The organism is Streptomyces sp. NPDC053076 (assembly GCF_044546845.1).
Classification (GTDB): domain Bacteria; phylum Actinomycetota; class Actinomycetes; order Streptomycetales; family Streptomycetaceae; genus Streptomyces.
Window position 1 is genome coordinate 91,445 of the sequence record NZ_JBITZL010000002.1, and the last position, 12,844, is coordinate 104,288.

The 12,844-nt window shown below is 73.9% G+C and carries 8 protein-coding genes and 2 tRNA genes; 8 read left to right on the forward strand and 2 right to left on the reverse strand.

Features of this window, described 5'->3' with window-relative positions; translation table 11 throughout:
- The first annotated feature begins 241 nt into the window (after positions 1 to 241).
- The 5 genes from ACIGYR_RS07685 to ACIGYR_RS07705 all read left to right on the forward strand — a co-directional run bounded on the left by ACIGYR_RS07685 (position 242) and on the right by ACIGYR_RS07705 (position 7,384).
- A complete protein-coding gene (locus tag ACIGYR_RS07685) occupies positions 242 to 1,135 on the forward strand; it encodes an FAD binding domain-containing protein (protein WP_391845042.1) in 894 nt (297 codons plus the stop codon).
- The gene (locus ACIGYR_RS07690; protein ID WP_399596415.1) at positions 1,132 to 3,558 is read left to right on the forward strand and encodes a 2Fe-2S iron-sulfur cluster-binding protein; all 2,427 of its coding nucleotides are present in this window, start codon (positions 1,132 to 1,134) and stop codon (positions 3,556 to 3,558) included. Before ACIGYR_RS07685 ends, ACIGYR_RS07690 begins: the two co-directional genes overlap by 4 nt.
- Positions 3,555 to 5,864: a xanthine dehydrogenase family protein molybdopterin-binding subunit gene (locus ACIGYR_RS07695; RefSeq protein ID WP_391845046.1), complete on the forward strand. Its 2,310-nt coding sequence runs from the start codon at positions 3,555 to 3,557 to the stop codon at positions 5,862 to 5,864. Before ACIGYR_RS07690 ends, ACIGYR_RS07695 begins: the two co-directional genes overlap by 4 nt.
- On the forward strand, positions 5,861 to 5,986 hold the full coding sequence (locus tag ACIGYR_RS07700; RefSeq protein ID WP_399596414.1) for a hypothetical protein: 126 nt from the start codon (positions 5,861 to 5,863) through the stop codon (positions 5,984 to 5,986). The genes ACIGYR_RS07695 and ACIGYR_RS07700 overlap by 4 nt, the downstream gene beginning before the upstream one ends.
- 228 nt (positions 5,987 to 6,214) lie before the next feature.
- Complete coding sequence (locus tag ACIGYR_RS07705; RefSeq protein ID WP_399596413.1) at positions 6,215 to 7,384, forward strand: SUKH-4 family immunity protein; 1,170 nt, start codon at positions 6,215 to 6,217, stop codon at positions 7,382 to 7,384.
- Positions 7,385 to 7,553: 169 nt separating this feature from the next.
- On the opposite strand, the gene ACIGYR_RS07710 is transcribed toward ACIGYR_RS07705, so the two are convergent.
- Together ACIGYR_RS07710 and ACIGYR_RS07715 are read right to left on the reverse strand one after the other, a co-directional pair.
- Positions 7,554 to 7,625: transfer RNA gene (locus tag ACIGYR_RS07710), tRNA-Cys, on the reverse strand.
- Positions 7,626 to 7,643: 18 nt separating this feature from the next.
- Positions 7,644 to 7,741, reverse strand: a tRNA-OTHER gene (locus ACIGYR_RS07715).
- Positions 7,742 to 7,917: 176 nt separating this feature from the next.
- Here ACIGYR_RS07715 and ACIGYR_RS07720 point away from each other — a divergent pair.
- The 3 genes from ACIGYR_RS07720 to ACIGYR_RS07730 all read left to right on the forward strand — a co-directional run bounded on the left by ACIGYR_RS07720 (position 7,918) and on the right by ACIGYR_RS07730 (position 12,697).
- A complete protein-coding gene (locus tag ACIGYR_RS07720; protein ID WP_399596411.1) occupies positions 7,918 to 9,357 on the forward strand; it encodes an MFS transporter in 1,440 nt (479 codons plus the stop codon).
- Positions 9,358 to 9,515: 158 nt separating this feature from the next.
- On the forward strand, positions 9,516 to 11,315 hold the full coding sequence (locus ACIGYR_RS07725; RefSeq protein WP_399596409.1) for a DEAD/DEAH box helicase: 1,800 nt from the start codon (positions 9,516 to 9,518) through the stop codon (positions 11,313 to 11,315).
- A 740-nt stretch (positions 11,316 to 12,055) separates the two neighbouring features.
- Positions 12,056 to 12,697 (forward strand): IclR family transcriptional regulator, encoded by a 642-nt coding sequence (locus ACIGYR_RS07730; RefSeq protein ID WP_391845055.1) that lies wholly within the window; start codon positions 12,056 to 12,058, stop codon positions 12,695 to 12,697.
- Positions 12,698 to 12,844 lie beyond the last annotated feature (147 nt).

The following is a 12,844-nucleotide window of genomic DNA, read 5'->3' on the forward strand; positions in this document are numbered from 1 at the left end:
GGCCGCCGAACAGGTAACGGAAAAACCACGGCAGGATCACCGAAGAGTGGCAATCCGTGTGTACCGGTGATGCCGTGCGAAAACGGACCATCTCCCTGATGAGATGGGCGAACGCCTCCTAGTGGACCCCCGCGTTCGGGCGTTGCGAAGATGTGCCAGAGTTGCGTCGTCCGCCCTGTCAGCACGTACCGTACGGCAACACAGGCGGGACCAGGTGGGGCAGCGGGAAGGGGCAGCCGGTTTGACCACGCACGCACCGCAGGCGGCGCAGTCCGTCACGTTGCCCACGACGCTGGACGAGGCCGTGGCAGCCCTCGCCGCCATGCCCACCGCCGTCCCCGTCGCGGGCGGCACCGACCTGATGGCCGCCGTGAACTCCGGTCAGCTCAGGCCCGCCGCGCTGGTGGGACTCGGCCGGATCAGCGAGATCCGCGGCTGGCAGTACCAGGACGGCCACGCGCTGCTCGGCGCGGGCCTCACCCACGCGCGCATGGGCCGCCCCGACTTCGCGGCCCTGATCCCGGCGCTCGCCGCCGCCGCGCGCGCCGCGGGCCCGCCGCACATCCGCAACGCCGGCACCCTGGGCGGCAACATCGCCACCGCCGCCCCCACCGGGGACGCGCTGCCGGTGCTGGCCGCCCTGGAGGCGACGCTGATCATCGCGGGCCCGGGCGGCGCCCGCCGGGAGATCCCGGTGTCGCACCTGCTGGCCGGCATGGAGATGCTGCGCGGCGGTGAACTCATCGGCTTCGTGCGCGTACCGCTGCTGCACGCCCCGCAGGTCTTCCTGAAGGCGACCGGACGCACCGGACCGGGCCGCGCGCTGGCCTCCGTCGCCCTCGTCCTCGACCCCGCCCGGCGCGGCGTGCGCTGCGCCGTCGGAGCCATAGCGCCGATGCCGCTCAGGCCCCTGGAGGCCGAGCAGTGGGTCGCGGGGCTGATCGACTGGGACAACGACCGGGCCCTCGTCCCGGAGGCCCTGCACGCCTTCGGCGAGTACGTCGCCGCGGCCTGCATCCCCGACCCGGTCCCCGAGCCCGACGGGTCGGTGGCACCGCTTCCGCCCGCCGTACTGCACCTGCGGCGCACTGTCGCCGCGCTGGCCCGACGAGCACTGGGGAGGGCGCTGTCGTGACCGACGACCAGCACGGAGAGGGCACGCCCCAGGGCGGCGGACGCTGGAACCCGCTGCCCCAGGGCGACTACGACGACGGCGCCACGGCCTTCGTCAAACTCCCCGAGGGCGGCATCGACGCCCTGCTGTCCGGCGACAGCCCGCTGGCCGCGCCCGGACACGGTTACGTGCCGCCGCGGATCACGGCCACGCACGCCGACGGCACCACGGGAACCTGGCCCGCGCCCGACAGCGGCGGCCGGTGGCCCGACGCGAACACGGTGCCCGCCCAGCCGGAAGGCACGGACGACCGGTTCACCTACCAGCCCGCCGCCACCCAGCAGTGGACCTTCGAGGAGCCCGCGGCACCGGCCGCCCCGGGGCACGACGTCACCGGGCAGTGGTCCATCCCCGTCGCCGGTGGTGACCTTCCGGACGAGTCGGGCGAGTTCACCACGTCCTCGCTGGTCGAGCAGTGGGGCGGCGGCGCGCCGCCGGCCACGCTGCCCGGCGGCGCGGCGGCGCCCTGGGCGACGGACGGCGCGGGCCACGCGTGGGGCGGGTCCCCCGCCCAGCCGACCGCCCCCGCGCCCGACCACACCGACCTGCCCGACCACACGGGCGCGCATCCGGCGGGCGGCGCCGCGGTCCCGCAGGCGTACGCCCCGGAGACCGGGTACGGCCACGGGACCGGGTACGCCGACCCCGGCCACCCGAACCCCGGCCACCCGAACCCCGGCCACGCCGAGACCGGTCACACGGGCACCGGCCACGCCGAGAGCGGCCACACGCATACCGGTCACGCCGAGACCGGCCACGCGGAGGCAGGTCCTGTCGAGAGGGGGCACGCGGGGGCGGGGCACGTCGAGGGCGGGCACTCGGGTGCCGGCGATGCTCGGGGTGGTTACCCGGACACCGGTCACGCTCAGGCGGGTCACGCCGATGCGGGAGACGGCGACACGCACGGCGGTACGGGCACGCACGGCGATGTGGTCGCGCATGGCGGTACGGGCACGCACGGCGGTGCAGGCACCCAGGGCGGTGCGAGCGCACACGGCGAGGCGGGCGCACACGGCGACGCGAGCGCACACGGCGACGCGGTAGTGCCCCACGAGGTGGTCGACCCCGACGGTACGGGCACGGCCGCCGCGCCCGGGGAACCGGTTCCGGCCGCGCAGTCGCAGGGCGAGCCCGGTGCGGCGCCGGAAGCGGATGCCCACGGCCCCGCCGAAGCCCCTGAACGCCCCGCGGACGCTCCAGCGAACCACGAAGAGCCCACCGGGCCGGCCGCCGCACCCCGGCCCGCCACAGCGGCGGCCACGGCCGATCCGGCGGTGACGGACGACCCGGTGACGACGGCTCACCCGGAGGCCCCGGCCGGCCCGCAGGCCACCGCCCGCCCCGCGGCCCCCACCGGCACGCCCGGCCCGGCGCCGGCCACCGCGCAGGCGGACCCGGCCGCCCCGCGGCCCGCCGCCGACCCGGCGGCAGCCGCGCCCGACAGCGCAGCCGCCGTACCCGAGTCCGCCGAGGCGCGCCCCTCCGGCGAGGACGACCGTGGCCCCGAGGACCCCGCGCCGGACCAAGAGGCCGCCTCCGAAGGCGCCGAGGACCCGGCCGCCGTACCGCTGCCGCCGCACGACGACCACCCCCTCGCCTCCTACGTGCTGCGCGTCAACGGCACCGACCGCCCGGTCACCGACGCCTGGATCGGCGAGTCCCTGCTGTACGTGCTGCGCGAGCGGCTCGGCCTCGCGGGCGCCAAGGACGGCTGCTCGCAGGGCGAGTGCGGGGCCTGCAACGTGCAGGTCGACGGCCGTCTGGTCGCCTCCTGCCTGGTCCCGGCGGTCACGGCGGCCGGCAGCGAGGTGCGTACGGTCGAGGGGCTGGCCGAGGACGGTCAGCCCTCCGACGTACAGCGCGCGCTCGCCCGGTGCGGTGCCGTGCAGTGCGGTTTCTGCGTGCCCGGCATGGCGATGACCGTGCACGACCTGCTGGAGGGCAACCCGGCTCCGACGGAACTGGAGACCCGGCAGGCGCTGTGCGGAAACCTGTGTCGCTGCTCGGGCTACCGGGGAGTCCTGGAGGCCGTCAAGGAGGTCGTCGCCGAGCGCGAGGGCTCCCACGCCGGCCCCGGGACGGACGCGGACGGGGCCCGTATCCCGCACCAGGCGGCCCCCGGCTCCGGCGGTGTCCACTCCTCGGCCTTCGACGCGCCGGGCGTGTTCGACACCCCGCACGCCGCCCCCGGCGGCTACGAGGACGCCCGGCGCGGCGCCTACGGCGACACATCGGGCCCGTACGGGGACACGCCGGACCCGTACCGCGACACACCGGGCCCCTACGGCGACCCACCCGGCCCCTACGGCGACACATCCGACCCCTACGGCACGCCGCCGGGGCAGCATGACCAGCACTACGGCCAGGACGGAGGCCAGGCGTGAGCAACGAAGCCGGCATCGCGACCACCGCCGCGGAACCCGCCCCCGAGGCCGAGCCGTTGCCGCACGGCCTCGGCGCCTCCCTGCCGCACGCCGACGCCCGCGCCAAGACCGAGGGCACCTTCCCGTACGCGGCCGACCTGTGGGCCGAGGGCCTGCTGTGGGCGGCCGTGCTGCGCTCCCCGCACGCACACGCGCGCATCGTGTCCATCGACACCACCCACGCGCGCGAGATGACCGGCGTCCGCGCCGTCATCACCCACGAGGACGTACCCGGCACGCCCCGCCACGGCAGGGGCACGCCCGACCGGCCGGTGTTCGCCTCCGAGGTCGTACGGCACCACGGCGAACCCATCGCCGCCGTCGCCGCGGACCACCCCGACACCGCGCGGATGGCCGCCGCCGCCATCATCGTCGAGTACGAGGTGCTCGACCCCGTCACCGACCCGGAGCACGCCTTCGAGGCCGAGCCGTTGCACCCCGACGGCAACCTGATCCGGCACATCCCGCTGCACCACGGTGACCCGGAGGCGGTCGGCGAGGTCGTCGTCGAGGGCCTGTACCGCATCGGCCGCCAGGACCCCGCCCCGATCGGCGCCGAGGCCGGCCTCGCCGTGCCGCGCCCGGACGGCGGGGTGGAGCTGTACCTGGCCTCCACCGACCCGCACAGCGACCGCAACACGGCCGCCGCCTGCTACGGCCTGTCCCCCGATCGAGTGAAGATCGTCGTCACCGGGGTGCCCGGTGCCACGGCGGACCGCGAGGACCAGGGCTTCCAGCTCCCGCTCGGCCTGCTCGCGCTCAGGACCGGCTGCCCGGTGAAACTCACCGCCACGCGCGAGGAGTCCTTCCTCGGCCACACCCACCGGCACCCCACCTTGCTGCGTTACCGCCACCACGCCGACGCCGAGGGCAAGCTGGTGAAGGTGGAGGCGCAGATCCTGCTGGACGCGGGCGCGTACGCCGACACCTCCGCCGAGACCCTGGCCGCCGCCGTCTCCTTCGCATGCGGCCCGTACGTCGTCCCGAACGCGTTCATCGAGGGCTGGGCCGTCCGCACCAACAACCCGCCCTCCGGGCATGTGCGCGGCGAGGGCGCCATGCAGGTGTGCGCCGCCTACGAGGCGCAGATGGACAAGCTGGCGAAGAAGCTGGGCCTGGACCCGGCCGAGGCGCGCCTGCGCAACGTCCTGGCGACCGGCGACGTCCTGCCGATCGGCCAGACGGTGACCTGCCCGGCGCCGGTCGCCGAACTCCTCCAGGCGGTCCAGGACTTCCCGCTGCCCGCTCTTCCGAAGGACACCCCGGAGGATGAGTGGCTGCTGCCCGGCGGCCCCGAGGGAGCGGGCGAACCGGGCGCGGTGCGCCGGGGCGTCGGCTACGGCCTGGGCATGGTGCACATGCTCGGCGCGGAGGGTGCCGACGAGGTGTCGACGGCGACGGTCAAGGTCCACGACGGCGTCGCGACCGTGCTGTGCGCGGCCGTGGAGACCGGCCAGGGCTTCACCACGCTGGCCCGGCAGATCGTCCAGGAGACCCTCGGCATCGAGGAGGTCCACGTCGCTCCGGTCGACACCGACCAGCCGCCGGCCGGCGCGGGCTGCCGTGGCCGCCACACGTGGGTGTCGGGCGGCGCGGTGGAGCGGGCGGCGAAGATGGTCCGCGCCCAGCTCCTGCAGCCGCTCGCCCACAAGTTCGGCATGTCGACGGAGTTGCTCCAGATCACGGACGGCAAGATCACGTCCTACGACGGCGTGCTGTCGACCACCGTCACGGAGGCGCTGGAGGGCAAGGAACTGTGGGCCACGGCCCAGTGCCGCCCGCACCCCACCGAGCCGCTGAACGCCGCCGGCCAGGGCGACGCCTACGTGGGCCTCGCGTTCTGCGCGATCCGCGCGGTGGTGGACGTCGACGTCGAGCTGGGCTCGGTCCGGGTGGTGGAGCTGGCGGTCGCCCAGGACGTCGGCCGGATCCTCAACCCGGCCCAACTGGCCGCCCGGATCGAGGGGGGCGTCACCCAGGGCGTGGGCATCGCCCTCACCGAGAACCTCCGCACGCCCCGCGGCCTGATCCGCCACCCCGACCTGACCGGTTACGCCCTGCCGACCGCCCTGGACGCCCCCGACATCCGGATCGTGAAACTGGTCGAGGAACGCGACGTGGTCGCCCCCTTCGGCGCCAAGTCGGTCAGCGCGGTCCCGGTGGTGACGGCCCCGGCGGCGATCGCCTCCGCCGTCCGCGCCGCCACCGGCCGTCCGGTCAACCGCCTCCCGATCCGCCCGCAGGCGGCGGTGGTCACGGACCGATGAGCACGCCGCCCGGCCAGCCGCGCTACGAACCGCCGCCCAGCACGGGCAGGCTGGCCCTGTGGATCCTGCTGTTCGTCGTCGCGGCCCTGGCGGTCGTGCTCGGCGGCGTCTACTTCACCTGACGGCCGGCGCCGTCCTCACCTCCGAAGCGACGGCGGCCTGTCGCCGCGGGCGCAGCAAGCGCCGGCGGCGGACGCGCAACGGGGCCGGGTCGCCCGACGTCCTTTCCCGTGCGGGGCCGTTGTCAGTGGGGCGGCGTAGTGTGCCGAGCAGTGGGGGGCACCTGCCCGAGGGCGCCGTACGACGGTGTACGCACGCCTGTCACGCATGGGGAAGACCGCGGGGGAGCGATGGGCACGACCGACGCCGACGTCACGGCGATCACGCTGACCGAGGCGGAACTGGACCGCTACGTCACGCACGGGCCGACGCGCGGACTGCTCACCGGTGCCGGCCTGCCCGCGCGAACCGACCTGTTGTCCTTCTCCCCGCTGCGCACGCACGGCCTGCGCACGCTCGCGGACGCCGCCGACGGCCCCTCGCGCCTGGCGGAGGAGCTGCGCAGCCGCCTGGTCATAGGCGAACTCCTCACCCCGGCCGGCATGGAGCGCGAGTCGATCCTGCTCGACGGCGTCACGGGCGAGCTGACGACGGCCTACCTCTTCGACCCGTCCGACCCGCGTCCCTTCGCGCCCTCCCTGACCACGCTGCTGCGCTTCGCCGCGGTCACCGAGGAACTGGCGGGCCTGCGGGGCCGATTCGCCTGCCTGGCGGGCCAGTACGGCCCGAGAACCGTGACCGAGGCGTCCCGCCGTCTCCTCACCCTCTTCGAGGAGGGCACGGACGGCGAGATCCCGCCGTACTGGAAGGCGGCGGCCCTGATCCGCCCACTCTCCCTCATCGCCGGTCCCGGTACGGCGTCCGGCCTCACCCTGGAGGTCCCCGCGCGCCTCCTGGACCAGAAGTTCGGGCACGGCAGGGTGGCCCGCTTCGAGGAGGTCGACTTCCCGGCGACGCTCACCCACGAGCCGACCCGCCGCTTCCTGCGCGAGACGGGGCTGCCGGAGGACGCGGTCTTCTTCCACGCCGACACGGACGTGCCCCTGCCGACGCTGCGGGAGTACTTCGCACAGGAGCGGCCGGGAGAGCGGCCCGACGTTGCGGCCCCGGAACTTCCCGCCCACTGCGACCACTTGATCCGCCTCGGGTATCTGCTGGAGGAGAACAGCCTGGTCGTCGACGGCAGAACAGGCCGGGTCCTCACCTTCAGCGAGCCGGACGCGACGCTGCACTCCCTCAACACCGACGTCTCCACCCTGGCCTTCACCCTGTGGCTCATCCACCACGAGCGCACCATCGACGCCCACCTGGGCCACGAGCTGTCGACCCACGCGTACGACGACCTGGTGGCGGCGATGATCGACACGCTCAACACCCTGGACCCCACGGGCATGCTGCCGACCACGACCTGGCATTACTGGACGGAACTCTTCCAGGACGAGACGGGCGGAGCGTTCTGACCTCCGGCCGTGACGAGCCATCCCTCGAAGACCACCGGCACCCCACGGCTCGCGCTCACGCCGTACACCGGCCGCACTCCGTGTCACCCGCGCCCCAGAGCTGAGCACCCGAACGAAAGGGCGACACCCAGGAGGGTGCCGCCCTTGTCATCGCCTGCTCAGGCAACGGAGGCCGTGGCGGGATTCGAACCCACGTAACTCGCTTTGCAGGCGAGCCCCTGAACCACTCGGGCACACGGCCGTGTTGTGCAGTTGTTCTCGGCCGTGGGGGGATTCGAACCCGCGTGACTCCCCGCGAGCGGAGCTCGCTGTGGGATGCAGTGCAGGCGAGCCCCTGAACCACTCGGGCACACGGCCGTGTTCTTGAGACGAACGTACGGGGCCGGGGTCAGGGGCTCAAGGATGTCGGCGGGGCTGCAACGGGACTGCCATGTCGCGTTCACAAACGCGGTGGGGCGTACGACCAAGGGCCGAGCGGAGGTCACGACTCATGACAGGGGCGAAACTCAGTTGTGGACCTTACTCTGGCGACCATGAGTGCCCTTGAGTCCCGCGACCCCGCCGTCCTCGGTCCGCCTGCCGAACAGGAAGACGGCGTGCTCAGCCGGGCCTACCGGGCGCTCAGTGTCGGCATCGTGTCCGTCGTGGTGCTCATCGCGTTCGAGGCGACCGCCGTCGGGACCGCCATGCCGGTCGCCGCGCGGGAGCTGGACGGGGTGGCGCTGTACGCGTTCGCCTTCTCGGGATACTTCACGACCAGCCTGTCCGGGATGGTGCTCGCCGGGCAGTGGTCCGACCGTCGGGGCCCGCTCGGCGCGCTGACCACGGGGATCGGCGCCTTCGCCGCGGGGCTCGTCATCGCCGGGACCGCGCAGGTCATGTGGGTGTTCATCCTCGGGCGGGCCGTGCAGGGGCTCGGCGGCGGCCTGGTCATCGTGGCCCTGTACGTCGTCGTCGGCCGCGCATACCCCGAGCGGCTGCGCCCCGCGATCATGGCGTCCTTCGCGGCCGGCTGGGTCGTACCGTCCATAGTCGGCCCCCTCGCCGCCGGCGCCGTCACCGAGCACCTCGGCTGGCGCTGGGTCTTCCTCGGCATCCCGGCCCTCGTCGTGTTTCCGCTCGCCCTCGCCCTGCCGCAGATACGGCGCAGGGCATCCGGCCCGGTGGACGAGGAGACCGGCGCCGCCTCCTTCGACCGGCGGCGGATCCGGCTCGCGCTCGGCATCTCCCTCGGCGCCGGGCTCCTCCAGTACGCCGCGCAGGACCTGCGCCCCCTCTCCCTGCTCCCGGGGCTGGCCGGTGCCGCGCTGCTCGTGCCCGCCGTCCTCGGGCTGCTCCCGCGCGGCACCTACCGGGCGGCCCGCGGCCTCCCCTCCGTCGTGCTGCTGCGCGGGCTGGCCGCCGGCTCCTTCATCGCCGCCGAGTCCTTCGTGCCGCTGATGCTGGTCACCCAGCGTGGGCTGTCGCCGACGCTCGCCGGGTTCTCGCTGGCGGCCGGCGGCGGGACGTGGGCGCTGGGCTCGCTCGTGCAGTCCCGGCCGCGCGTGGCGCCGTACCGGGAGCGGCTGATGACCCTGGGCATGGTGCTGGTCGCGGCCGCGATCGTGACCGCGCCGAGCGTGCTCGCGCACTCCGTGCCCGTGTGGATCGTCGCCGTCGCCTGGGGCGTCGGCTGCTTCGGCATGGGACTGGTGATCTCCTCCACCAGCGTGCTGCTGCTCCAGCTCTCCGCCCCGGAGCAGGCCGGCACCAACTCCGCCGCCCTCCAGATCTCCGACGCCCTCTCCAACGTCGTCCTGCTGGCGGCGACCGGCGCCGCCTTCGCGGCCCTGGGCGGGGGCGGCACGGCGGCCACCACCGCCGCGACCACCGGCACCACCGGCCATCCCGCCGCCTTCGCCGCCGTCTTCCTGCCGATGGCGGGCGTGGCGCTGGTCGGGGCCTGGGTGACCCGCCGCCTGCGGCAGCCGTGAACACCACCGCCGACGGTGATCGCGGGACGGCCGCGGCAGTTGTGACGTGGCTCCCACCCATGGGCGACCCGGGCTTGTCCGTGCGTCGACCGCGGGGCGGCGCCGGTAGGGTGGCCCGGTTGTCATATGTAGCCGCCCGACCCTGATGCACGGAGACCGTGACTACTACCGCCGCCTCCTCCGCTCACTCCCACCACCTCTCGCCCGCCTTCCCGGGCCGGGCACCCTGGGGTACCGCCAGCAAGCTGCGTGCCTGGCAGCAGGGGGCGATGGAGAAATACATCCAGGAGCAGCCGCGTGACTTCCTCGCCGTCGCCACGCCCGGCGCCGGCAAGACGACCTTCGCGCTGACCCTGGCCTCCTGGCTGCTGCACCACCACGTCGTGCAGCAGGTGACCGTGGTCGCGCCCACCGAGCATCTGAAGAAGCAGTGGGCCGAGGCCGCCGCCCGGATAGGCATCAAGCTCGACCCCGAGTACAGCGCGGGTCCGCTCGGCAGGGAGTACGACGGGGTCGCCGTGACGTACGCCGGTGTCGGCGTCCGCCCCATGCTGCACCGCAACCGGGTGGAGCAGCGCAAGACCCTCGTGATCCTGGACGAGATCCACCACGCCGGAGACTCCAAGTCCTGGGGCGAGGCATGTCTGGAGGCGTTCGAACCGGCCACCCGGCGACTCGCGCTCACCGGAACGCCGTTCCGGTCCGACACCAACCCCATTCCCTTCGTGACGTACGAGGAGGGAACGGACGGGATCCGGCGGTCCGCCGCCGACTACACCTACGGCTACGGCAACGCCCTCGCCGACCACGTCGTCCGGCCGGTCATCTTCCTCTCCTACAGCGGCAACATGCGCTGGCGCACGAAGGCCGGTGACGAGATCGCCGCCCGGCTCGGCGAGCCGATGACCAAGGACGCGATCAGTCAGGCATGGCGCACCGCGCTCGACGCGCGCGGTGAGTGGATGCCGAGCGTGCTGCGCGCCGCCGACCAGCGGCTGACCGAGGTCAGGAAGGCCATCCCGGACGCGGGTGCGCTCGTCATCGCCTCCGACCAGGAGTCCGCGCGCGCGTACGCCAAGCTCATCCGGGAGATCACCGGGACGAAGGCGACGCTCGTGCTGTCGGACGACGCCGGCGCCTCGAAGAGGATCGACGAGTTCAGCGAGGGCGACGACCGCTGGATGGTCGCCGTGCGAATGGTGTCCGAGGGCGTCGACGTACCCCGGCTCGCGGTGGGCGTGTACGCCACGACCATCTCGACCCCCCTCTTCTTCGCGCAGGCCGTCGGGCGTTTCGTACGGTCCCGGCGGCGTGGCGAGACCGCGTCCGTCTTCCTGCCGACCGTGCCCGACCTGCTGACCTTCGCCAACGAGATGGAGAAGGAACGGGACCACGCCCTCGACAAGCCGAAGAAGGAGGGCGAGGAGGACCCGTACGCCGAGTCCGAGAAGGAGATGGACGAGGCGAACAAGCAGCAGGACGAGGACACCGGCGAGCAGGACATGCTGCCCTTCGAGGCGCTGGAGTCCGACGCCGTCTTCGACCGCGTGCTGTACGACGGCGCCGAGTTCGGTATGCAGGCCCATCCCGGGAGCGAGGAGGAGCAGGACTACCTCGGGATTCCGGGGCTGCTCGAGCCCGACCAGGTGCAGCTGCTGCTCCAGAAGCGGCAGGCGCGGCAGATCGCGCACAGCCGGAAGAAGCCGGACGAGGAGGCGGACCTGCTGGAGCTGCCGGCCGAGCGGCGGCCGGTCGTCTCGCACAAGGAGATGATGGAGCTGCGCAAGCGGCTCAACACGCTGGTCAGCGCGTACGTCCATCAGAGCGGCAAGCCGCACGGGGTCATTCACACCGAGCTGCGGCGGGTGTGCGGGGGGCCGCCGAGTGCGGAGGCCACGGCGGGGCAGTTGCGGCAGCGGATCGCCAAGGTGCAGGAGTGGGCTACGCGGATGCGGTGACGCTGCGCTGCGCTGCGCTGTGCTTGGCAGTTCTTCGCCCACCCACCCACCCGACTCGGTCGGCCCAGAGGTGAACCCCACGGGGCTCCGCCCCGGACCCCGCCAGGACTCCGCGGCCCCGGCTGCCTCCCCGGCCCTCGGCAGACTCCCCGGTCCTCGGCAGACTCCCCGGACCTCGGCTGCCTCCCCGGCCCTCGGCAAGCTCCCCGGACCTCGGCTGCCTCCCCGGCCCTCGGCAAGCTCCCCGGACCTCGGCCGGCTCTTGGGGCCTCGGCTGGCTCCGCGGGCCCCCGCGACTTCGCGGATGCCCGCAGGCTCCGCGGACCTCGGCTGGCTCCGTCCTGGGCTCCGTTCCGGGTCCTGGTGGACCTCGGCCCCGGGGGCGGTGCGCTTCGCCGTGGGGGCTCGGTGGGCTGTCGCCCGGGGGTTCGGACGGGGTGATCTCCGGTTTGGGGTGGGGTCGGACTGTGTGCGTATCCGGACGAATGCAGGCAGGCCGGATCTGGTCTTGCCCGGATTCTGGACGAAGGCTTCCGCTCAGCGAACCGGCTTCGCTACTGTCCCGCTACGCATACGCCCCGTGGCAGCGCCGCCGCGGAGCGCAGCCGTGAAGCGACATGGCTCCGGAGCCGCCGGGCCGCCTTGCCGATCGGCGGCCTCTGAAGCGCGTCGCCGACGGGACTCGGTGACGCATCCGTCGCTCAGGGGTTGCCGACCTCACCGCCTAAGGAGTGGGCGTCGTGACCGCGGAGACCTCTCAGACGCTCGACCGGGGACTGCGCGTCCTCAAGCTGCTGGCCGACACCGACCACGGGCTGACCGTCACCGAGTTGTCCAGCAAACTGGGCGTGAACCGTACCGTGGTGTACCGGTTGCTCGCCACGCTGGAACAACACGCCCTCGTTCGGCGTGACCTGGGTGGACGAGCCAGGGTCGGCCTCGGTGTGCTGCGGCTCGGCCGGCAGGTGCATCCGCTGGTACGGGAAGCCGCGCTGCCCGCGCTTCGGTCGCTCGCCGAGGACATCGGGGCGACGGCGCACCTGACGCTGGTGGACGGGACGGAGGCGCTGGCCGTCGCCGTGGTCGAGCCGACGTGGACCGACTATCACGTGGCCTACCGGGCCGGTTTCCGGCATCCCCTGGACCGGGGGGCCGCGGGCAGGGCGATCCTGACCGCGCGGCAGTCGCCGTCCGCGGACCCCGGGTACACCCTCACGCACGGGGAACTCGAGGCCGGGGCGAGTGGGGCCGCGGCGCCGCTGGTCGGGGTCACGGGGGTCGAGGGCAGCGTGGGCGTGGTGATGCTGGCGGACGCCGTGCCGGAACGGGTGGGGCCGAGGGTGGTGGAAGCGGCCCGGGAGGTCGCCGAAGCACTGCGCTGAATCAGCCGTCCGGCGTCGGCCGCCCCGTGTCCTGCCCCGGGTCAGCCGCCCGGTGCTGGCCGCTCGGTGTCGGCCGGCTGGTGGAAGCGGCCCGGGAGGTCGCGGAAGCGCTGCGCTGAATCAGCCGTCCCGTGTCAGCCGCCCGCG